The sequence below is a fragment of the Campylobacter concisus genome (assembly GCF_002913765.1).
GTDB classification, from domain to species: Bacteria; Campylobacterota; Campylobacteria; order Campylobacterales; family Campylobacteraceae; genus Campylobacter_A; species Campylobacter_A concisus_BB.
This window is the reverse complement of sequence record NZ_PPCH01000017.1, coordinates 42,866-65,769: the sequence shown is the minus strand read 5'-3', so window position 1 is coordinate 65,769 and position 22,904 is coordinate 42,866. Positions and strand designations below refer to the sequence as shown.

Genomic DNA, 22,904 nt, shown 5'->3' with positions numbered 1-22,904 from the left:
GAGTTGCAAATGAAATATCTTTTTGCCATACTTATCTCATTTTTCATCATCGGCTGCGCTAAAAATGAAAATTTAAAGCCACAAAATCAAGAACAAACACAAAAATCAAAAGAAGAAAAACCACTTCTTAGAGATGAAAAACCCAAAAAAACAGAAAAACTAATACTTTCAAACTCTATCTACACGAGCTACTACACCACCTTGCCATGCTCAAACTGTGAGGGCGTGAAGACTATCTTAACTCTAAATAAAGACAAAACCTACACAAAAACTATGCTTACAATGGATAAGGCTGCCACCTTGGTAGAAAAAGGTGGCACATTTGATGTCGATGAGAGCGCTATCGTGCTAAAAGATGAAAGCGGCGCACTTAACTACTTTGTGCCAAACAAAAACTCACTTCTTCAGCTTGACGATAAGAAAAATAAGCGAGTTGGCGTGCTAGCTCAAATTTATAACTACGAGCCAGTAAATAAGGCATATAAAGATAGTTTTTTTGCTAGATTTTCTAAATTTAAAGATAAAAATGGCTTTTTAGAGCTTGTGCTTGTGCCTAGCAAAAATGGCGCAAAGATAAGCTTTTACTCATCGCTAAAAGATGGCTCACCACTTTGTAAATTTAACTCAGAGCTGCTTTATGACAAGGGCATTTTTTACCTTTTGGATGAAAAAGGCGTGGCTTTAAGCGTGCATAAAACTGCTAACGACATCTTCATAATCGCAAATGATAAAATTTGCAAAAATGCTCACATAAGCGGGCACTACAAAAGAGAAAAAGGCAGATCCAGCCTCTTTGGCAAGGGCTTTTTCGCAAAACTTACAAACGAGTCAGCAAATGCTGATGTGATGAAATTTTATGGCGCAAAAAACATAAAAAGAGACAATACTAAAAAAGAAAATAGCTACATCGTCACAAGCAAAAACGAGAGAATTTTTGAATACACCTTGCTAAATGGCATCATCACAAGCATTGAAATTTACTCAAACGAGTTTAAAACTCCTGAAAACATCAGCCTAAAATCAAATTTCAAAGATATAAAAAACGCCCTTGTTATCTCTAAATTTCAAAGCGATACAAACAATATCTATCTAAAAATAGACAGCCACGATATGCTCATAAAGCTTAAAAATCCGCTCGCACAAGAGATAACAAGCTTAAGCCAGATCCCAGATGAGGCGCAAATAGAACAGATAACTCTGATGTGGAACCAGTAGCTTGAAAGAGTATCTTAAGCTTTTAAAGGACGAGAGAAATTTCCGCCTTTTAAGCACCGTCCAGCTCATGTGCTACTTTGGTGTGTGGTTCTCGCACACTGGAATTTTTACGCTACTTATCTCGCTTGACGCTCCTGTGTGGGCGCTTACATTAAGTGCGGCGATGGCATTTATCCCAGGCGTTGTCATCGCTCCGTTTAGTGGCATTTTGGTTGATAAATTTAGCCCAAAACCGATGCTTGTTATCATGATGGCGGTTGAGACCATAAGCGTTTTTATGCTGCTTTTTATAAATTCGCTTGATTATTTATGGCTACTTTTGCTTATCATTTTTGTTAGAAACGGCGTTGGCGGGATGTATTTTCAAGTAGAGATGAGCGTGCTACCAAAAATTTTAAGCAAAGAGAGCCTAAAGCTTGCAAACGAGATCCACTCGATCATCTGGGCGGTCTCATACACCGCTGGCATGGGGCTTGCTGGCGTTTATATACACTTTTTTGGCATCAAAAGCGCCTTTTTGCTCGACGGAGCTCTTTATCTTTGCAGTTTTGGCTTTTTATATCTTTTAAAACTAGACGGACTAAAGCCAGAATTTATAGAAAAACCTCTAAAAATGCTAAAAAATGGGCTTAAATACATAAAAGAAAATAGGCTCATCGTGCATCTTATATTTTTGCATGCCTTTGTTGGCATCACAGCTTATGACGCATTGATCGCGCTTCTAGCCGATTATAAATACGCAAATTTGCTCTCAACTTCTCTGGTTATTGGCCTACTAAACGCCTCAAGGTCGATCTCACTTATGTTTGCGCCAGCCATGCTTAGTAAATTTATGAACAAAAAAACGCTCATCTACATCTACATCGGTCAAGGTCTTGGCATCATCATCTGGGCGCTCTCTTTGCGAAATTTTTATCTCTCGCTCATTGGCATCATCTTTGCAGGCTTTTGCACGTCAAGCCTTTGGAGCTACACCTACACACTACTTCAGCAAAACTGCCAAAAAGAGTTTTACGGCAGAGTGATCGCGTATAATGATATGATTTTTCTTGGATTTAGCGCGCTTATCTCATTTGCGATCGGCTTTTTATACGAGCTTGGACTAAGCGTGGAGATGATCGCAGCCTTTATGGGAAGCCTCTTTTTCATTGGAGCCTTTTACTACCACGTAGTTTCAAAAAGGTATGAGATAAGATAGTTGCGTTTAAATGGCTAGAAATCCAGCCATTTATATTTGCTTACTTTCTAGCAGCTTTTACCGCTTCAAGTAGCTCTTCAAAGCCAGCTTTACTTGAGTGCTCGACATCTTTTAGTATCTCGACACCTGCTAAATGTCCCTTATCTTTGTCAGCAAAAATCGCCATAGCCTTATCTAGTCCGTGATGGACATTTTCGTGGTGCGCAGCTATACTTGAGAGAGTTCTTGGATCTTTTATGATGGTGTTTTTCACATCTTTTTCATACCACTTGCCAAATCTACACTCATGCACGTCTTGAATTTTATTTATCTCGCCAAGCAAGATGCCTCGGTAGCCATTTAGCTTCATGTTGATGTGATCTATCTTGCCGTTACTTACATTGACCTCGTTTGTTACGTTTAGGGCTTGATTTAGGATGTTTTGCGTGTTGGCATTTACGCTTGAGATGTTGCCCTCAAAACCGCCTAAAATTTGCATCGCATTTGCTGAAATTTTAGAGAAACTCTCGCTCATTTCGATCATCGTATTTGCACTTTGCTTAAGGCCATTTATATTTACTTCAACCTCAAGTGTAGCCTTTTGCGTGCGCTCAGCAAGCTTTCTAACCTCATCTGCAACGACTGCAAAGCCTCGTCCATGTTCGCCCGCACGAGCCGCCTCGATAGCAGCATTTAGCGCTAGCAAATTTGTCTGATCTGAGATGTCTTTTATGAGATTTATGATCTCAACGATAGAATTTACGCTTCCATCAAGCGAAGAGGCATCGTTTGATAGGTCACCACTCATCTGGCTTACTTGCTCGATCGAGCTTAAAATTTCAGCCGTTTGAGACTTTAGCTCGCCTGTTTCTTTGAAGGTTTTTTCATTTAAATGGTTTATATTTTCAAGCATTTTTAGATTTTCTTCGATGGTTGATTGTAAGAAATTCATACCATCTTGATAGCTAGTAAGCAGCAAATTTACAGCCTCTTGCTTATCCTTAGCTTGCTCTTTTGGCTCGCAAGTTTTGGCATTTTTTAGCTCATTTTTAAGTGCTAAAATCTCAGCCTTTAAAGCTTCATTTTCTCTCTCTAAAGCTTCATTTTTACTACCAAGCTCTTTGCTTTTGCTGTCAAAAAACATTTTTCATCCTTTAAAATTTGTAAATTTTGCGTAATTATAACTCTTTTTACTTAAGCCAGTCGTCTAAAATTTTAATTTGCTCTTCAACACTTTTATTTGCCGTGCCACCTTTTGAAGTGCGAGCCTCTTTTGAAGCGTGAAGATCTAGAAATTTAATGGCATTTTCATCTAAATTTTCATCGACACTTTTTAGCTGCTCTTTGTTTAGCTCGCTTAGATCAAGTCCCAAGCTTTCTGCCTTTGCGACAGCCTTGCCGGTGATAAAGTGCGCCGTTCTAAATGGGATATTTTTCTCACGCACTAGGTAGTCCGCTAGATCAGTGGCACTTAGATGCCCTGTTTTTGTCGCTTTTAGCATATTTTTTTCATTAAATTTAGTCGTTTTTATCATCTCATTTAGGATAGTAGCCGAGCTTAAAATGGTCGAAACACTATCAAAAACGCCCTCTTTATCTTCTTGCATATCTTTATTATAAGCAAGTGGCAAGCCTTTCATCGTCGTTAGCAGCGCTACTAAATTTCCATTTACACGCCCAGTTTTACCGCGTATGAGCTCGGCGACGTCTGGATTTTTCTTTTGTGGCATGATGGAGCTGCCTGTGCTATAAGCGTCACTAATGCTTACAAAGCCAAATTCTTGTGAGCTCCAAAGTATGAGCTCCTCGCAAAGTCTAGAAGCGTGTGTCATAAAAACGCTAATGTTAAATAAAATTTCAAGCGCAAAGTCGCGGTCACTCACGCTATCCATCGCATTTTGCGTGCAACCTGCAAAGCCAAGCTCGCTTGCAACAATAGTTCTATCTATCTTGTGCGGCGTGCCAGCAAGGGCTGCTGAGCCAAGCGGACTTAGGTTGTTTCGCTCATACGAGCTAATAAATCGCTCAAAATCCCTCTTAAACATAAAGGCATAAGCTAGCAAATGGTAGCTAAGGCTTACTGGCTGGGCATGCTGAAGGTGTGTGTAGCCTGGCATTAGCGTATCTTTGTGGTTTTTGGCTAAATTTGCAAGCGTGGCGATGAGCTCTTTAATGAGAGATAAAATTTCTAAATTTTTCTTCAAAACGTAAAATTTAAAATCAAGCGCAACTTGGTCATTTCTGCTTCTAGCTGTGTGAAGCCTGCCGCCAAGCTCAGCTCCGATGATCTCGCTAAGGCGCTTTTCAACAGCCATGTGGATATCCTCATCCTCTATCTTAAAAGCAAATTTACCAGCCCTTATCTCAGCCAAAACCTCATCAAGCCCCTTGATGATCGCCTCTGACTCGTCTTTTTTCAAAATTCCGCAAATTCCTAGCATTTTAGCGTGCGCCTTACTGCCAGCGATATCCTCTTCAAAAAGATTTTTATCAAAATTTATAGAAGCGTTAAATTCCTCAAGCAACTTCGAGCTAGCCTCGCTAAATCTGCCCTCCCACATCTTTTTATGTGCGTTTTCATCTTTTTTCATAGCTTTGCCTTTGATTAGTTTTGCGTGATTTTAACAAAATGGTGCTTAACTAGGCTTTTACAAGCATTTTAAAAATAATTTTTTTGCTCAAAAAGGTGAAATGTAATATAAAAATTATGTTAGAGTAGTAAAAAAGTTATATATATAATTTACATTTAAGGTTATTAAAATATAATTCGCCCAGCAACTTTTTAAAAACTATTTCAAGTTTTTTGATTTATTGCCGATATAGTTTTAAATGAAGAAATAAACTAAAAAGGAAGGACGATATGCAAATAGATGCAAATATGAACTCAAATGTTTTCTATCATAACGGCTACACATCTATATCATCAAGTAGCGCTAAAACCAGCATATTAGTATCTTCTGGCTATGGCACAAAAGATATCGTTAGAAGTAATGATGTGCATGTCGAACAAAGAGAAGAAGTTAGACAAAAACCTACAATTATTAGAAAAGAAGATGTCACAGAGTTACAAAAAAATTTAGAAAAATTACAAGATCAAAGAAGCGATATAGCTGATCAAATTTCAAGCATCCAGCACCTGAAAGATCGTGATTCTATGCAGATGCTTCATCATCTAAATTTAGAACAATCAAGCATTCAGAATAACATTTTAAGTATTAAAACTCAGATGACAGAAATGGTACAGGCTTAAGACTAAGCCTTACCGATAATAGTTTTTAAAACCAAACAAAAATCCTCCAAAAAGTATCCCATTGACTTATAGAAGTTACTGCTAGCATTTTGTTCAAGCTCTTTTGCAAGTTGCTCGGCATAAGGTAAGAAAAATGAGAGGCTAAAAGCAGCAAGAAGTTGCATAGACTCTTTTGTCGCCTCTTTTTTTAAGATATTTGCTATCAAAATGAGCTGATTTGAGATGCTATCAACCTCGCCCATTTTTGGCTCAAAATTTATAGCCTTGTAAAATTGCGCCAAATCATCTTTTGCGCTTGAGAAATAGTAGCTTGCTTCAAATTTTGCCTTCAAAATGACAAAATCATCACACAAGGCCGCACTACTCTCATCTTTGATAAATTTGGCGTAAAGCTCATTTCCTTTTATGTTCGCATCGCTCTTTGTCTGCGTTATCCACGCATTTGTCTTTTTGATACGCATAAAAGATGAGACACCCAAGATGCCATTAAAATTTGTAGCAAGTGCAGCCGCTACGACGCTATAAAGCTCTCCAAGTCTCAAATTTAATCCTTAAGCTTCAAATATCTAAGTCTAAGTGCATTTAGCACGACAGTGACCGAGCTTAGACACATCGCCATCGAGCCATAAACTGGACTTAGAAGCAGTCCAAATACCGGATAGAGCACGCCAGCAGCCACTGGTATGCAAATGGCGTTATACATAAATGCCCAAAACAAATTCTCTTTTATGTTAGCAATAGTCGCATTTGCAAGCTTTACAAGCCCACTCACGCCACGCAAGTCATTTTTTACAAGCACGATATCGCCAGCGCCTTTAGCGATGTCTGATCCTGAGTTCATAGCGATACCAACGCTTGCCTCTTTGAGCGATGGCGAGTCGTTTATACCATCTCCCACAAAGATCACGCCACCTCGGCTCATGAGCTCTCTTACCTTGTTAAATTTGTCCTCAGGCAGCATATTTGCGTAGTATTCGCTCACGTTTAGTTTACTAGCGATATTTGCCACTACTTTTTTATCGTCGCCTGATAGGATCACGCTTTGTAAATTTAACCTTGAAAGCTCGTTTATAACGCTATTTGCTTCATTTTTTAGCTCATCACTTAGCGTTAAAAAGCCGCTAAATTTTTGATTGACCGCGCAAAGTATGACGCCGCTTCCATCACTTGTAGCCTCTTTTATCGCTTTACTATCAGCTTCATTTAGCAAAATTTCATTTGCCGCAAGCAGTTTTTCGTTGCCTATTATTATCTTATTGCTTTCATCTTCATAGACGATGCCTTGACCAACTACGTTTTGAAATTTACCATTTAGCTTTTGTAAATTTATGTAATTTTGTTTTGCATATCTTACGATCGCTTTTGAGATCGGATGCTCGCTTAAATTTTCAGCAGATGCCACTAGCTCTAGCTCTTTTTCGCTCAAATTTGAACTTTTGACGCTGATTAGCCCCTTACTTAGCGTGCCAGTTTTATCAAATGCTACAAATTTAGCATCTTTTATAAGCTCCAAAACCTCTGGATTTTTCACCAAAATCCCAGCTTTTGCACCACGCGAGAGGGAGCTTACGATTGCTATTGGCGTGGCAAGTCCTAGTGCGCATGGGCATGATATGATAAGCACGCAGATCGCGCTAGAGATCGCATAGGCGAAATTTCCACTAAAAATTATCCATATTAAAAATGTAAGAACTGAGATCGCCACGACGCTTGGCACAAAGATGTTTGCTATCTTATCAGCCAGCCGTCCGATAGGCATCTTTTTAGAGCTAGCGTCGCTTAACAAGCTTAAAATTTGAGATAGTAAGCTTTCAAAAGAGCTTTTTGTTACCTTGACGCTTATGTAGCCATTTGTGTTTAAAGTGCCGGCAAATACGCTATCTCCCACCTCTTTATAAACTGGCAAGCTCTCTCCTGTAAGCATAGAAGCATCTATCTCAGCGCCTCCTTGGACTATCACGCCATCACTTGGGATGTTGTAGCCATTTTTTACGATGACGATGTCGCCTACTTTTAGCTCATTTACATTTACCTCTTTGCTCTGTCCGTCTGGCATGACCAAAAAGGCGGTCTTTGGTGAAATTTTAAGTAGCGTCTTTAGGTAGTCGCCAGCCTTTGCCTTTGAGCGCTCTTCAAGGTATTTGCCAAGCAAAACAAAGGCTATTATCATCGCTGCGCCCGAGACATAGACATTTTTTAGATCATCTGGGATGAAATTTGAAAAGATCACAACAAAAAGCGAGTATAAAAATGCACTGCCGCTTCCAAGAGCTACAAGCACATTCATATCGTAGTTTTTGTTTTTGACAGCCTCTATGGCGTGTGCAAAGAAGTCTTTGCCGCTAAAAGCTAGAACCAAAAATGCTAAAACTAGCATGAGCAAATTTACTAGTATATTGTGAGGTGCGAACATCTCAAGCGCCATTATCACGATGCTTGCGATAAATGCAAATATAAATTTGTTTCTTATCGAGGTTATATGCTCGTCTCTTTTGGCTTCAAATTCATCGATATTTGTCGCCACAAAGTAGCCAAGCTTCTTTATCTTTTGCTCTAAAACTTCACGCACGCTGGCGTCTTTTAGGACAAACTCACCGCTTGCATTTGCAAAATTTACATTTGCATCAAGCACGCCATCTATCTTTTTAGAAACTTTCTCGATAGCGTTTGAGCAATTTACACAGCTCATTCCCGCTATATTTAGCTTGACTTTTAAAGGCATATCAAAGCTCCTTTATAACGTCAAATCCCAGATCAGCCATTTCTGATTTAAATTTCTCTACATCGCCATCTTTTATATCGACGCTTACTTGCCTTGGCTCTTTGCTAAGATCGACTTTTATCTCGCCAAAGTCATCCTCAAGTGCGTTTTTTATAGTATTTGCGCAGTTTTGGCAATGCACGTTATTTACCTCAAATGTTTTCATATTATCTCCTTTATCATGTGGTCGTATTCGTGTAAATTTATGATCTTTTTGGTGTTAAATTTAAAGCCAAGGCTCTCGTAAAATTTACGAACTTTTGGCTTATTTACATCAACTATCAGCGAGACCTTTTTATGTCCTAGCTCTTTTGCTTTGGCAAATGAGTGCAAGATAAGCTCTTTTGCAAGCCCTTGGCCTCTAAATTTCTCATCTACGGCGATGCTATCTATATAAAACTCATCATTAAAGCACTCTTTTTCTATCTGGGCATCTTTGCCAAGAGCCTTTAGATGCTGTGAAATTTCTCTATCAAGCTTAGCTGTGTCGCCACCAAAGTAAGCGCACATCGCAGCGATGATCACGTCGTCACGTTTATAGACATAGACATTTTTATAGCTAAGTCTATTTGTCTCGCTTACAAAAAATTTCTCTAAAATTTCATCGCTTTTTACATGATCGTCGTAGCCACTTAGCTTATAGGCGATATCCTCCATCGCTAAATTTAGTAGTTTTATGCAGATTTTTGCATCTTGTTTTTGAGCATTTTTTATCATGGTATGATTATATGCCTTTAGCTTAAATTTTTACCAAATATTATTCTCAAATTTACAAATTAAGCGCTTTAGCAGACAAACTAAAAATGTTTTAAAAAAGTATAAAATTTTTTTAGTTATAATCCGTAAAAAATTTATTTAAGGATATTTATGGGACGAGCATTTGAGTACCGAAGAGCAGCAAAAGAAGCTAGATGGGATAAGATGAGCAAGGTATTTCCAAAACTTGCAAAGGCTATAACAGTAGCGGCAAAAGATGGCGGATGTGATCCAGATATGAACCCAAAACTTCGTGCAGCCATCGCAGCAGCGAAGGCTGAAAATATGCCAAAAGATAACATCGATGCGGCTATAAAAAGAGCAAATGGCAAAGATAGCGCTGATATCAAGACTATCTTTTATGACGGCAAAGCAGCTCACGGCGTGCAAATCATCGTTGAGTGCGCGACTGACAACCCAACAAGAACAGTTGCAAATGTAAAAGCGATATTTAGCAAAAATGGCGGAGAAATTTTGCCAAGTGGTAGCCTTAGCTTTATGTTTACAAGAAAGAGCGTTTTTGAGCTTGAAAAACCAAGTGCAGATATCGAAGAGATCGAGCTTGAGTTGATTGATTACGGACTAAGCGATATCGAAGAAGACGAAAATGCGCTATTTGTTTATGGCGATTACGCAAATTTTGGCACACTTCATGAAGGCATAGAGAAGCTAAATTTAGTAGTTAAAAAAGCTTCACTTCAGTACTTACCAAATCAAACCGTGAGCCTAGATGAAGAGCAAATGCTTGAGGTTGAGAGGCTTCTTGACAAGCTAGAAGACGACGATGACGTTCAAGCAGTTTATACAAATATCGAGTAAAAAGGAGCAACATGCGTTTTGATGAGTTAAAAGTTTATGATATAAATTTAGACGAGCTAAAAAAAGATAAATTTGCAGTTTTAAAGACAGAAAAAGGCGATATCAAACTTGAGCTTTTTGCCGAGGAAGCGCCGCAAGCTGTTGCAAATTTTGTCCATTTGATAAAAACAGGCTTTTATAATGGCCTAAATTTTCACAGAGTTATACCAAATTTCGTCATCCAAGGCGGCTGCCCAAATGGCACAGGCACAGGCGGTCCTGGCTGGAGGATAAAATGCGAATGCGACAATCAAAAGGTAAAGCACGAGCGTGGCAGCCTTAGCATGGCTCACGCAGGCCGTGACACTGGTGGATCGCAGTTTTTCATCTGCCACAGCAAGCAACCTCATCTTGACGGCGTGCATACAGTCTTTGGAAAGTGCGCTGATGACGAGAGCTTAAAGGTGCTTGATGCTATCAGACAAGGCGACAAGATCATCTCAGCAGAGATCAAAGAGAGCCTATAAAAGGGGAATTTATGGAGAGTGCAAAAACGCAAAAAAGTCTCTTTGTGAGACTATTTACCAATCTCGCCATTTGGGTTGTGATAGGTATAGTTGGCGGTGTTATCGTCGGTATGGTCGCACCTGAGCTTGGCATAGCAAGTAAGCCAGGCATTGATTATTTTATAAAAGCCCTTAAAATTTTAATCGGCCCTATCATCTTTTTAACAATCGTCTCAGGCATCGTCGGACTTGAGAGCTTAAAAGATCTTGGCACCATCGGACTTAAGGCATTTATCTACTTTGAGATAGTTAGCACGCTCGCTCTTGCTGTTGGTATCATCTTTGGCGAGACACTTCGTCCAGGACACGGCATGAACCTTGACTACACTCAGCTTGACGCCTCAAGTGTGGCTAAATTTACATCTCAAGCTGGAAATATGGACGCAAATAGCGGCTTTTTAGCGCACACACTTCATCTTTTAAGAGGCGCTGTGCCAGTAGATGACATCTTCCCTTACGTGCATATACTTGATCCATTTATAAAGTCAAACACACTTCAAGTGCTTTTCATGGCGATAGTCGTTGCCATCGTGCTTTCGCTACTTGCTCATGATAAAAAGCAAGCTTGTCTAAAACCGCTTGAATTTATCCAGCACTACGTCTTAAAGCTTCTTACTTGGCTTATGTTATTTAGTCCAGTGGCTGCCTTTTCAGCGATGGCTTATTTGATCGGTAAATTTGGCATCGGAACGCTTCTTGGTATGATGGAGCTTCTTGTTGTTATGGCGCTTGCAAGCTGCTTTTTCATCTTTGTCGTGCTTGGCGTCATTTGCTACTTTGCCAAGGTCAATGTCTTTAAATTTATGCGCTTTATCTCAAAAGAGGTCTTGGTCGTTTTTGCGACAAGCTCGAGCGAGACAGCTCTTGCACCACTTATGCAAAAGCTAGAAGCAGCTGGCATAAATAGAGGCGCGGTTGGCCTTATCATCCCAACTGGCTACTCATTTAACCTTGACTGCACCAACATCTATCTAAGCCTAAGCGTTATCTTCTTAGCTCAAGCATTTAATATCCCGCTAAGTTTTGAGCACCTAATAAGCATTTTAATCGTGCTAATGATCACAAGTAAAGGCGCAGTTGGCGTTACAGGATCGGGCTTCGTCGTCCTTGCTGGCACACTAAGCGCACTTCCAAGCACTGGCATACCAGTCGTCACCGTGGCTGTGCTACTTGGCGTTGATAAATTTATGTCAGAGATGCGTGCTGTTGGTAACCTTTGCGGTAATGCCGTTGGCTGCATGATAGTTTCTATCTGGGATAAAAAGGTCGATATGGAGAAATTTAGATACGCACTAGATCATCCAGACGAATTTCACTTCCACTCATAATAGAATTTTTAAGGGGCAAATCGCCCCTTTTTATCTTAAAATTTACTTCAAAACTTAAAGTGCTTATCCCCTATTTTTACAATACCCAATGAAAATTTAGAAATTTTATTTTTAAATATAGAAACTAATATTATAATTATTGAAAATTTTAATTTGGAGGAGTTATGAAGACATTAGGCATCATAGGCGGCATGGGACCACTTGCCACGGCTGATTTATACAAGAAGATCATCGATATAACCCCAGCAACTTGCGATCAAGAGCACCTACACATCGTTATCGACTCATACGCACAGATAGAAGATAGGACAAAATTTATCATGGGTGAGGGAGAAAGTCCGCTTCCAAAGCTAATTCAAAGTGCTAAACTTTTAAAAAATGCAGGATGCGATGCGATGCTAATGGCTTGTAACACAGCTCACTACTTTGCCCCAAGCATCGAAAAAGAGGCTGGAGTGAAAATTTTGCACATTGCAAAAGTTACCATAGATGCCTTGCAAAAGAAATATCCACACGCTAAAAATATCGCTGTCATCGCAACAAGTGGCACAAAAAAGGCTGGCGTTTATGATCAAATTTTAAAAGAGCGCGGGCTAAAGAGCGTGGATTTTAGCAAAGAGACGCAAGATGTCATCATGGAGTGCATCTACAAGGGCGTCAAAGCTGGCAAGCTAGAAGAGTATGTGCCAGTATTTTACGAAGTGCTTTCTAACATTGAAGCTGACGTTTATATCGCAGGTTGCACCGAGATACCGATGTTTTTGCCATTTATCAGCAGCGAGTATAAATTTATAGATGCGACATTTGAGCTAGCAAAAGCTGGCGTAGAATTTGGACTAGAAAAGAGAGTATTCTGATTAAATTTAGCCAGATACCTGGCTAAATTTTAGTTTTAACTGCAACTTACACTAAATACAACAGCAACTTTTATAGTAGAAATTTGATATCAAATTTAGCTGGAGCATTTTGGCTAAATTTTAGCTCTAGCTACAAAGATTGCTTATATTAAAAATTTTTGATATCTGATGGGTGATTTTTAGAGCTGCTTAATAAGTGTAGTTTTATAGCGAGAAACTTTAGAAAAATCTAGCGAAATTGAGTATTTTGATTTAAATTTAGTTGGAGTGTTTTGGCTAAATTTTAGCTCTAGCTACAAAGATCACTTATATTAAAATTTCTAATGTCAGGCGATTAAATTTTCAGGTTTATAAAGAGTGGACTTTTGGTTAGAAATTTTAAAAAGTCTCGTTAAATTTGACCAAGCTATTTCGCAAAATATTTTAAATTTTATATTAGAAATTTGAAAAAGAGCTATATTTTATAGCTCTAAAATTTTTACTATTTGATAGTTTAAATTTAAAAAAGCCTTGCAGGGATTTACCAACAAGGCTATAAATTTAAGCTTTTGGACCAGCTTTGGCGTACTCAACGCCCTCTTTTACATCTTCGTAGCGTTTGAAATTTTCAACAAACATTTTAGCTAGCTTGTCGCGTGAAGCGTTATACTCAGCTGGATTTGCCCATGTGTTTATAGGATTTAGCAGTTTTGTCTCGACACCATCAAGCTCTTTTGGGATAGCGAAGTTAAATTTATCAAAATTTTCAAATTCGCATTTTGTGATGCTGCCATCAAGGATCGCATTTATGCAAGCACGAGTTGCTTTTATGCTCATACGCTTGCCAACGCCGTAAGCACCGCCGCTCCAGCCTGTATTTACAAGATAGACATTAACGCCGTGCTTATCGATCTTCTCACCAAGCAGTTTTGCATAGACGGTTGGGTGAAGTGGCATAAATGGCTCGCCAAAGCAAGCACTAAAAGTAGCAACTGGCTCAGTTATACCGCGCTCTGTGCCAGCAACTTTTGCTGTATAGCCGCTCAAAAAATAATACATCGCCTGCTCTTTTGTGAGCTTTGCAACTGGAGGAAGCACGCCAAAAGCGTCAGCGCTTAAAAAGATGATGTTTTTTGGATGGCCAGCGCTTGAGCTTGGCTCATAGTTGTCGATGTGATAGATCGGATAGCTCACGCGTGTGTTTTCAGTCTTTGAGCCATCTTTGTAATCAACCACGCCGTTTTCGTCAGCCACTACGTTTTCAAGTAGCGCGTCACGCCTGATCGCTGCGTAAATTTCTGGCTCGCTGCTTGGATCAAGGTTGATACATTTTGCGTAGCAGCCGCCTTCAAAGTTAAACACGCCATCATCGTCCCAGCCGTGCTCGTCATCGCCAATTAGTTTGCGTTTTGGATCGGTTGAAAGTGTCGTTTTGCCAGTGCCAGATAGGCCGAAAAATAACGCCGTATCGCCCTTCTCACCTACGTTTGCAGAGCAGTGCATACTTAGTTTGCCCTCAAGTGGCAACCAGTAGTTCATCATAGAAAAAATGCCCTTTTTCATCTCGCCGCCATACCATGTGCCACCGATCACCGCGACATTTTCCTCGACGTTAAAGATGACAAAGACTTCTGAGTGCAGCCCATCAGCCTTGTAGTCCTCATTTTTTGTCTTGCAAGCGTTATATACTACAAAATCAGGCTCAAATTTAGCCAGCTCCGCCTCACTTGGACGGATGAACATATTTTTTACAAAGTGCGCTTGCCACGCTACTTCGGTGACAAAGCGGACTGATTTTTGGCTCTTTTTGCTAGCTCCACAAAATGCGTCTTGGATAAAAATTTCTTTACCACTTAGCTGATCTTTTGCTTTTTTAAGAAGCTTGTCAAAAAGCTCTTTTGTGATAGGCTGATTTATCTTGCCCCAAGCGATATACTTTTGGCTTGGATCTTGCTTGACAAAGTACTTATCTTTTGGGCTTCTGCCTGTAAAAATTCCAGTATCAACCATAAATGTGCCGTTACTTGAGACTCTGCCCTCGTTGTTTGCCTTTTCAAGCTCAAAAAGCACGTCGTAGCTTAGATTGTGATTTATCTTTTTGATCTCTTTTAGACCTAGCTCGTCTAGCTTATTTATCATGTTGTTTCCTTTTAAATTTTCGTTTCTTTATAAATTTGACCTAAAAGTCATCAAAATGTTAATCAAATTTCGCTTAACACTATCTTTTTAAAAGTGGCAAATTTATTTAAATTTAGCCACCACTTGATTGTTCGCGACACTTTGACCTTTGCTAACCTCGATAGAGCCTATGATGCCGTCTTTTGGGGCTTTGACCTCTATCTCCATCTTCATCGCTTCAAGCACGACTATGGCCTGACCTTTTTTGACATGGTCTCCTGCGCTTACTAAAATTTTATGCACAGCACCTGGCAAGCTTGCGACGATGTCATTTTCTGTTGCGCCTACTACTGCGCTTTTGGCATTTTTTACGCTCTTGCCTTCAACTTCAGTGATTGATTTTACTTGGATGCTGTCGTTAAAACCTTCGCTTACTTCGACATTGTAGCGGCTGCCATTTACGACGACGCTATATCTGCCACTTTGAGTTTGTCTGCCCTCATTTGCTTTAGCGTTTGGATCAATTTTTCTAACATTTACTTTGGCTTCGCCTTTTAAGAACGCGATGCCTTTTTCTTTACAAGCTGCTGCTATAAAGACGTTTTCTTCGGTAACTTTGATCTTATTTTGTTTTAAAATCTCTTTTACATGTGCAAGTGACTTACTCTCATCTTTATCAGCTATATCAACTGCGTGTTTTGTGGTTGGTTTTAGCCCTAGTTGCTCGCTAGCAAGCTTAATGATCTCTTTATCAGGCGTAACTGGGGTCTTGCCAAAGTAGCCAAGCACCATTTTGCCGTATCCCTCAGCGATCTTTTTCCACTTGCCAAACATAACGTTATTAAAGGCTTGTTGGAAGTAAAACTGACTAACAGGGGTCACTGAAGTGCCGTATCCGCCCTTTTGCACCACTTCGCGCATAGCAAGGATGACCTCTGGGAATTTATCTAAGATATTGTTATCTCTCATCATCTGGGTATTTGCAGTGAGCGCGCCACCAGGCATTGGTGAAAATGGTATTAGAGGGCTTACTTGCACAGCTTCAGGCGGCAAGAAGTACTCTTTTAAACAATCATTCAAAACGCTTTCGTATTTTAAAATTTTCTCCACGTCAAGTCCGCCAAGATCGTAGTTTTTGCCTTTCACTGCGTGAAGCATGGTTAAGATATCTGGCTGACTTGTGCCGCCACTTACTGGGCTTGCGGCTAGATCTATACCATCGACGCCAGCTTCAAGCGCTGCAAGATAGCAAGCCACACTTACGCCTGCAGTTTCATGTGTGTGAAGTCTGATATGAGTTTTTTCTGGCAACAATTTTCTAGCCATTTTTATGGTTTCATAGACCTTTTGTGGGCTGCTTGTACCACTTGCATCTTTGAAGCAAACGCTGTGATAAGGGATATTTGCATCTAAAATTTCTCTTAAAATTTTCTCATAAAATTTAACGTCGTGAGCTCCTACACAGCCACTTGGCAAGTCCATCATAGTAACGACGACTTCGTGTTTTAGCCCGTGATGAGCGATCCTCTCGCCTGAATATTTTAAATTTTCAACATCATTTAGTGCGTCAAAATTTCTAATAGTAGTGGTTCCATGTTTTTTGAAAAGTTTTGCGTGAAGGTCGATCAGCTCGCGGCTACCGGTGTCAAGTGTGACGGTATTTACGCCCCTGCTTAGAGTTTGAAGGTTTGCTTTTGGTCCTACGATGCTTCTAAATTTATCCATCATCGCAAAAGCGTCTTCATTTAGGTAAAAATAAAGGCTTTGAAATCTCGCTCCTCCGCCAAATTCAAAATGCTCTATGCCAGCCTCTTTGGCTGCTTCAAGCGCGGGCAAAAAGTCGTTCATAAGCACTCTAGCGCCATAAACTGACTGAAAGCCATCTCTAAAGGTCGTATCCATAACATCGATAAATTTCTTTGCCATATTTCACCTCATTAAATTTATAAAATTACTAAAAAGCAGTCATAAAAAATGGCTAAGTTGGGCAGAAACTCAAATTAGCCATTTTGCTTGTTTTTGGTATTTTACAACCAAAAACTTTTATATCATTTAAAAAGTGAGAGTAAGAAGTTAAATAATCCGCCGTGGCTCGCATCAAGCACCGGCTTTATCTCCATTAAAAATACGCAGAAAAAGACTAAAACTGCCACTTGGATGATGATGTAAGGCACCACGCCTTTATAAATAGCAGATGTTTTTATCTCAGCAGGTGCGACTGATCTTAAGAAAAATAGACTAAATCCAAATGGCGGTGTCAAGAATGAAGTTTGTAAATTCATAGCAACTAGGATCGCTAGATAGACTGGGTTTATGCCAAGTTTTGCGGCTATTGGCACCAAGATAGGAAGCACGATATATGAAATTTCGACAAAATCGATAAAAAAGCCGAGCACAAAGATAACAGCCATACTAAAGATGATAAAGCCCCACTTTTCGCCTGGTAAATTTGTCATGAAATTTTCAACTATCTCATCGCCTCCAGTGTAGCTAAAGACCATAGAAAAGGCAGTCGCACCAACAAGTATGGCAAAGACTAAAGCTGTAGTTTTTACGCTCTCAGCCAAAGCCTCTTTCATCATAGAAAATGAAAATGTCCTATAAAACATAGCGAGAATGATAGCGCCCACGCAGCCAAATGCTGAACTTTCAGTCGGTGTAGCAATACCTGCAAAAATGGATCCTAGCACACAAATAACTAGCAAAAGTGGTGGGAAGATCGCAGTTAGCGCTCTAATGATCTGCTTAAATTTACTAACGCCACTCTCATCTTTTACGATAGGAGCGACCTCTGGTTTAAGATAAGCAACTATCAAAATATAAACTATATAAACACCAACTAGCGTAAGTCCTGGCACAACAGCTTGGTGAAAAAGCTCGCCAACTGGCACTGAGAAGATATCGCCCAAGATGATAAGCACGATAGAAGGTGGGATGATCTGACCAAGCGTACCAGCAGCACATATCGTGCCACAACCTAGGGATTGATCATATTTATACTTTAGCATTACAGGTAAGCTTATAACGCCCATAGCAACGACGCTAGCTCCTACGACGCCAGTTGATGCTGCAAGAAGCGCGCCAACCAAGATAGTGCTAATAGCGATACCACCGCGAATTTCTCCAAAGAGCATACCCATGCTCTCAAGTAGTCTCTCGGCTAGCTTTGACTTTTGAAGCACGACGCCCATAAAGACAAAGAGTGGAACTGCTATAAAAATTCTACTCTCCATGATAGAAAAAATTCTATATGGCATGAAGTTAAACATATCTTTAAATACTTCTATACTGCCAAGTAGCCCATCGCCATCGCTAAGGCTCTCTACGACACTGCCAACCATGCCAAATATCATCGCAACCGCACCAAAGGTAAATGCCACTGGAAAGCCAATGCCAAGCATCAATAGCGCGGCTATAAACATTATTAAACCAGCCATTATTCCCCCTTTTTAGCTTTTTTATAAAGATTGAAATTTCTTATAAAAAAGCCGATCGCAAAAAATACAAGCACATAAAATGAAAAAGGGATCATCGCTTTTATGATCCATCTGTGAGTAAGACCGCCTGGATCCGCACTAGCTTCTGCGGAACTATAAGCATCTCCTACAAATCCAAATGATAAATTTGAAACCAAAAGCGCAAATGGCATAACAAAAAATACAGTGCCAAGCATATTTACAAGGGCTTTGTTTTTTTGCGAAAATTTAGCATAAAAGATATCAACTCTGACGTGTGCGTCCTCTTTTAGGGCATAGCTCATGCCAAGTAGAAATATCACGGCAAAAAAGTGCCACTCAAGCTCCTGAAATGCAACATTGCCGTAAGAGAAAAAGTATCTTGCCACAACGTTAAAAAATACGTCTATTATCATCAAAGCCATAATAAACATACAAATATAGCCGACTATATCGCCAGCCTTGTCAAAAAATTTCTCAATCTTATCCATTAAAAACCTTTAATAGTTCATTTATCATGATAATGAGCACACAAACTGGTGCTACATATCTTAGTAAAAAATACCATGCGTTAAATACAAAATCGCTCATATATGGGCTAAATAGCACATATAAAGCATCTCTTTTCATAAAATATCCAACAAATATCGCCCCACCGATGCCGCTAATAGGTAGCAAAATATTTGAAGCGGTAAAATCAAGAAAATCAAAGAAATTTTTACCAAAGAGCATAAATTTATCGCCAACATTTTCTATATTTGATAAAAGACATAAAAATCCCACTATGAAAATCCCAGCTCCAACTATGCTAAGAGCTTTTCTTCTACTCATGCCATACTCTCTGATCAAGAAAAATACAAATGGCTCAACGATAGAGATCGCTGATGTGATACCAGCAAAGATGAGTGCAGCAAAAAATGCTACAGCCAAAATTTGACCTATCACGCCAAGCTTAGCAAAGAGCGTTGGTAGTGAGATAAAGACAAGTCCTGGTCCTTGAGACGGAGTAGCTCCAAATTCAAATATAAAGGTAAAGATAACAAGACCTATCATAATAGCAAGAGCGATGTTTATAAAGACGATGCTTAGCGTTGAAGTGGCTAAATTTGTATCATCGCTTAGGCTGGCTGAATAGGTAATGATCGCTGCCATACCAAGAGATAGCGTCCAAAATGCAAGTCCAAGAGCTAGCAAGAGCGAGTTAAATGAAATTTTGCTAAAGTCAGGGATGAGCAAAAACTCAGCTGATTTAGAAAAGCCATCCATCGTCATAGAAAATATAAGCATGATCAAAACCATGATAAATAGGCTTGGCATCATCCAAACATTTAGCTTCTCTATACCGCTTTTTACGCCTTTTGAAAGGATGTAAAAGCAAGCTGCAAATGCTATAACAAAATAAAGCGTCTGCTCACCAAGACCATGCGTCAAAAGATCATTAAATATCACTTTTGAGCTATCTATATCACTTGGCAAGCCAGAAAAAGATAGGACAAAATACTTAAAGACCCAGCCGATGATCACGATGTAATATGATGAGATGATAGCTGCTGTCACCATGGCTAAAATTCCAACCAGCTGCCATAAATTTTTATTTTTAGCTGCTAGCTTTCTAAAAGCATTTACACTGTCGCTCTCGCTAAGCTTGCCGATACTAAGCTCTGCCATAAAGATAGGCACGCCGACTAGAAAAGTTATCAAAAGATATAGGATAATAAACGCCGAACCGCCGTTTTCACCAACCATGTATGGAAATTTCCATGCATTGCCAAGTCCGACAGCCGATCCAGCGACTGCTAGGACATAGCCTATTTTAGAAAATTGTTCTTTTGCCATATTATGAGATCTCCCTTATTAACACCACCAGAACTAAAAGTGGAGCCACAAATCTAATTAAAAAATACCAAATTTTAAATACAACCTTGCCCATATAAGGCACAAATAGCTCTTTTAAAAGCTCAAATTTCATAAAGTAGCCAACAAAGATAGCAAACAAGATACCACCAAGTGGGAGCATGATATTTGAGCTAAGGTAATCAAGCAGGTCAAAAAAGCTCTTACCAAAAAATGTAAGTGCATCTTTAAATTCGCTTGTGCCACTTAACGCACATAAAATTCCTAAAATATAAACCACGCAAGCGACGATTAGGATCGATTTGTTTCTACTAAAATTTAGGCTTTTGCTTAAGAAAAATATAAATGGCTCAACCATCGAGATAACTGAGGTGATGCCAGCAAAAAATAGTGATATAAAAAATGTAAATGCCAAGAAATTTCCAAGCAAACCAAGCTTTGCAAATAGCGTTGGTAGCGAGATGAAAGCAAGCCCTGCGCCTTTTGATGGCTCTGAGCCAAACTCAAATGTAAATGTAAAGACGATAAGGCCGATGATGACGCTTATTATGATATTTGCAAAGACGACATAGAGTGAAGAGGTAAATAAATTTGTATCATCGCTTAGACTTGATGAGTAGGTAAGGATGCAGCCGATACCAACGCACATCGTAAAAAAAGCAAGTCCAAGAGCGTTTAAAACAGCTGCTTGATCTATCTTTGAAAAATCAGGCACTAGTAGAAATTTAGCCGCTTTATCAAAGCCATCCATACCAAAAGAGTAGCCAAGCATAAGCAAAAGCAGGATAAAAAGAGCTGGTATAAGATAGACATTTATGCGCTCGATGCCGCTTTTTACTCCTTTTGTAAGGATGAAAAAGTAGGCAAAAAATGCGATACTAAAGTATAAAATTTGCTCACCTATGCCATTTGAAGTGAAATTTACAAAAAGCGTCTCTGAACTTGCGATATCTTTAGGTAGCTCGCCAAAGCTTAAAATGACGTATTTTAAAACCCAGCCAATGATGAGCGTGTAAAACGAAGCGATAAATAGTCCAGTCACCATGATAACGCCGGCAAATTTCCAAGAATTTGCCCCTTTTGTAGCTAGGCTTTTAAACGCTCCAACCGTATCAAGACGTGAAATTTTACCCATCGCCATCTCAGCAAAAAATATGCTAAGACCAACAGCAAAGGCAAAAAATAGATATATAAGGATAAATGCCGAACCGCCGTTACTGCCGACCATGTATGGAAATTTCCACGCATTACCAAGGCCGATAGCCGCTCCAATTATCGATAAGACAAAGCCAATTTTACTAAATCTCTCTGCCATTATTTACCTGCCATCTGGTAGATCATTATCGCACAAATGGCAACTGGCACGACATATCTTAAGAAAAAGTACCAAATTTCAAAAAATGCTCTTCCCATAAATTCGCCAAAGAGTAGATACAAACTCTCTTTTTTAAGTTTATAGCCAACAAAAAAGCTAAATACGATAGCGCCTATTGGCATCATGATATTTGATGTGAGAAAGTCAAGCGCGTCAAAAAATGGCTTACCACAAACGCTAAAAGCACTTGATGTGTCTGAATAATATGAAAGTATGCAAAAGATACCCAAGATATAGACAAAGGCACCGACGTAAAGAAGCGCCATCTTTCTTGAAATTTCAAATTTCCTAACCAAATAATAGGCAAAAGGCTCGATCATCGAAACCGCGCTCGTGATACCAGCAAACAATAATGATATGAAAAATGCAACCGCCATAACGTTGCCAACGATGCCAAGCTTTGCAAAAAGCGTGACAAGCGAGATAAAGATAAGGCCAGGACCACTTGCCGTGCTATCAGCCCCATAAGCAAATATAAAGGTAAATACGACAAGCCCCATCATAATACCTATCAAGATGTTTATAAAGATGATAGAGAGGGTTGATTTTATTAAATTTGTGCGCTCTGGTAAATTTGCAGCGTATGTTGGTATGACGCCAACGCCCATAGATAGCGAGAAAAACGCAAGGCCGAGAGCCTGCAAGACAACATCTGGCGTGATCGCACTAAAATTTGGTACAAATAAAAATTTAGCAGCCTTTACAAAGCCATCTCCCATGCTAAGCGCGTAAAAAAGCATGCAAACCAGCAAGACAAAAAGGCTTGGCATCATCCATATATTTAGCTTTTCTATGCCACTTTTTATGCCTTTTGAAACAGCAAAAAATACCATTAAAAAAACTAGGCTAAAACAAAGCACAGCGCTACTTAGATCATTTGCCAAAAGCGTGTTAAACTGCTCGCCTGCAGCTTTTGTGTCAGATAAAAGTGGCGAAAAACTAAGATAGATATACTTTAAAATCCAGCCAATAACAACCATATAAAATGAAGCTATAAGTATCGCGCCGATCATGAAAAAGCCAGAGAGTGACCAAGCTTTTTTATTTTTTGGAGCAAGATTATAAAGAGAACTTACAATGTCGCTTTCGCCAAGTTTGCCGATGCTAAGCTCGGCTAAAAATGCCACAAACGCTATAGCAAATGTAAGAAGCAAATATAAAATAATAAATGCCGAACCGCCGTTATTTCCCACCATAGTAGGGAATTTCCAGGCATTGCCAAGACCCACAGCAGAACCAGCCATAGCAAGGACAAAGCCTATCTTTGAAAATTTCTCGTTTATCATTGAAAACCTAAGATTAAGAATAAATTAAATTCTTTCAAAGATAGCATAAAAAAACTTTCATTTTTCTAAGCCAAGAATTTTTTATAGGCAATTTAAATTTTTAGTGTTTTTATTTGAAACAAAGTTTTG

General features: G+C 39.3%; 20 protein-coding genes and 1 pseudogene. 7 read left to right on the top strand and 14 right to left on the bottom strand.

Annotated features, from left to right (window positions below; translation table 11 throughout):
• Positions 1–9: 9 nt before the first annotated feature.
• Both CYO89_RS04940 and CYO89_RS04935 read left to right on the top strand, forming a co-directional pair.
• Positions 10–1,215 (top strand): copper resistance protein NlpE, encoded by a 1,206-nt coding sequence (locus CYO89_RS04940; protein WP_103597336.1) that lies wholly within the window; start codon positions 10–12, stop codon positions 1,213–1,215.
• A 1-nt stretch (position 1,216) separates the two neighbouring features.
• On the top strand, positions 1,217–2,413 hold the full coding sequence (locus tag CYO89_RS04935; RefSeq protein ID WP_103597335.1) for an MFS transporter: 1,197 nt from the start codon (positions 1,217–1,219) through the stop codon (positions 2,411–2,413).
• Positions 2,414–2,453: 40 nt separating this feature from the next.
• On the opposite strand, the gene CYO89_RS10735 is transcribed toward CYO89_RS04935, so the two are convergent.
• From CYO89_RS10735 to argH, 3 genes and pseudogenes are all read right to left on the bottom strand, one after another.
• The gene (locus CYO89_RS10735) at positions 2,454–2,762 is read right to left on the bottom strand and encodes a CZB domain-containing protein (RefSeq protein WP_429827675.1); all 309 of its coding nucleotides are present in this window, start codon (positions 2,760–2,762) and stop codon (positions 2,454–2,456) included.
• Positions 2,763–2,819: 57 nt separating this feature from the next.
• Positions 2,820–3,125 (bottom strand): annotated as a pseudogene (locus CYO89_RS10730) (methyl-accepting chemotaxis protein); the annotation flags it as partial.
• Between the two features lie 457 nt (positions 3,126–3,582).
• The gene (gene argH / locus CYO89_RS04925) at positions 3,583–4,983 is read right to left on the bottom strand and encodes an argininosuccinate lyase (protein ID WP_103597333.1); all 1,401 of its coding nucleotides are present in this window, start codon (positions 4,981–4,983) and stop codon (positions 3,583–3,585) included.
• Between the two features lie 269 nt (positions 4,984–5,252).
• Between argH and CYO89_RS04920 the strand changes: the two genes are divergently transcribed.
• The gene (locus tag CYO89_RS04920; RefSeq protein WP_012001374.1) at positions 5,253–5,642 is read left to right on the top strand and encodes a hypothetical protein; all 390 of its coding nucleotides are present in this window, start codon (positions 5,253–5,255) and stop codon (positions 5,640–5,642) included.
• 2 nt (positions 5,643–5,644) lie between these two features.
• On the opposite strand, the gene CYO89_RS04915 is transcribed toward CYO89_RS04920, so the two are convergent.
• From CYO89_RS04915 to CYO89_RS04900, 4 genes are read right to left on the bottom strand one after another with little or no spacing between them, the layout of a single operon-like run.
• On the bottom strand, positions 5,645–6,184 hold the full coding sequence (locus CYO89_RS04915) for a hypothetical protein (RefSeq protein WP_021084180.1): 540 nt from the start codon (positions 6,182–6,184) through the stop codon (positions 5,645–5,647).
• Between the two features lie 2 nt (positions 6,185–6,186).
• Positions 6,187–8,364 carry a heavy metal translocating P-type ATPase gene (locus CYO89_RS04910; RefSeq protein WP_103597332.1) on the bottom strand — a complete coding sequence of 726 codons (2,178 nt, stop codon included), beginning with the start codon at positions 8,362–8,364 and terminating at the stop codon, positions 6,187–6,189.
• A gap of 1 nt (position 8,365) precedes the next feature.
• Positions 8,366–8,569, bottom strand: a complete 204-nt coding sequence (locus tag CYO89_RS04905; protein WP_009294304.1) for a heavy-metal-associated domain-containing protein — start codon at positions 8,567–8,569, stop codon at positions 8,366–8,368.
• Positions 8,566–9,120 (bottom strand): GNAT family N-acetyltransferase, encoded by a 555-nt coding sequence (locus CYO89_RS04900; protein ID WP_103597331.1) that lies wholly within the window; start codon positions 9,118–9,120, stop codon positions 8,566–8,568. Before CYO89_RS04900 ends, CYO89_RS04905 begins: the two co-directional genes overlap by 4 nt.
• 150 nt (positions 9,121–9,270) lie before the next feature.
• On the opposite strand from CYO89_RS04900, the gene CYO89_RS04895 reads away from it, so the two are divergent.
• From CYO89_RS04895 to CYO89_RS04880, 4 genes are all read left to right on the top strand, one after another.
• The gene (locus tag CYO89_RS04895) at positions 9,271–9,978 is read left to right on the top strand and encodes a YebC/PmpR family DNA-binding transcriptional regulator (protein ID WP_021093135.1); all 708 of its coding nucleotides are present in this window, start codon (positions 9,271–9,273) and stop codon (positions 9,976–9,978) included.
• Between the two features lie 11 nt (positions 9,979–9,989).
• Positions 9,990–10,484, top strand: a complete 495-nt coding sequence (locus CYO89_RS04890) for a peptidylprolyl isomerase (RefSeq protein ID WP_103597330.1) — start codon at positions 9,990–9,992, stop codon at positions 10,482–10,484.
• Between the two features lie 11 nt (positions 10,485–10,495).
• The gene (locus CYO89_RS04885; protein WP_021084182.1) at positions 10,496–11,851 is read left to right on the top strand and encodes a cation:dicarboxylate symporter family transporter; all 1,356 of its coding nucleotides are present in this window, start codon (positions 10,496–10,498) and stop codon (positions 11,849–11,851) included.
• A 164-nt stretch (positions 11,852–12,015) separates the two neighbouring features.
• On the top strand, positions 12,016–12,708 hold the full coding sequence (locus tag CYO89_RS04880) for an aspartate/glutamate racemase family protein (RefSeq protein ID WP_021089668.1): 693 nt from the start codon (positions 12,016–12,018) through the stop codon (positions 12,706–12,708).
• Positions 12,709–13,248: 540 nt separating this feature from the next.
• On the opposite strand, the gene pckA is transcribed toward CYO89_RS04880, so the two are convergent.
• From pckA to CYO89_RS04845, 7 genes are all read right to left on the bottom strand, one after another.
• Positions 13,249–14,823, bottom strand: a complete 1,575-nt coding sequence (pckA, locus tag CYO89_RS04875) for a phosphoenolpyruvate carboxykinase (ATP) (protein ID WP_181001889.1) — start codon at positions 14,821–14,823, stop codon at positions 13,249–13,251.
• Positions 14,824–14,928: 105 nt separating this feature from the next.
• On the bottom strand, positions 14,929–16,731 hold the full coding sequence (locus tag CYO89_RS04870; protein WP_103597328.1) for a biotin/lipoyl-containing protein: 1,803 nt from the start codon (positions 16,729–16,731) through the stop codon (positions 14,929–14,931).
• 122 nt (positions 16,732–16,853) lie between these two features.
• Positions 16,854–18,242 (bottom strand): TRAP transporter large permease, encoded by a 1,389-nt coding sequence (locus CYO89_RS04865; RefSeq protein ID WP_035170118.1) that lies wholly within the window; start codon positions 18,240–18,242, stop codon positions 16,854–16,856.
• Positions 18,242–18,751, bottom strand: a complete 510-nt coding sequence (locus CYO89_RS04860) for a TRAP transporter small permease subunit (protein WP_103597327.1) — start codon at positions 18,749–18,751, stop codon at positions 18,242–18,244. Before CYO89_RS04860 ends, CYO89_RS04865 begins: the two co-directional genes overlap by 1 nt.
• Positions 18,744–20,096, bottom strand: a complete 1,353-nt coding sequence (locus CYO89_RS04855) for a sodium-dependent transporter (RefSeq protein WP_004317243.1) — start codon at positions 20,094–20,096, stop codon at positions 18,744–18,746. The genes CYO89_RS04860 and CYO89_RS04855 overlap by 8 nt, the downstream gene beginning before the upstream one ends.
• A gap of 1 nt (position 20,097) precedes the next feature.
• On the bottom strand, positions 20,098–21,429 hold the full coding sequence (locus CYO89_RS04850) for a sodium-dependent transporter (protein WP_103597326.1): 1,332 nt from the start codon (positions 21,427–21,429) through the stop codon (positions 20,098–20,100).
• Positions 21,429–22,775 (bottom strand): sodium-dependent transporter, encoded by a 1,347-nt coding sequence (locus tag CYO89_RS04845; protein ID WP_103597325.1) that lies wholly within the window; start codon positions 22,773–22,775, stop codon positions 21,429–21,431. The genes CYO89_RS04850 and CYO89_RS04845 overlap by 1 nt, the downstream gene beginning before the upstream one ends.
• Positions 22,776–22,904: the final 129 nt, after the last annotated feature.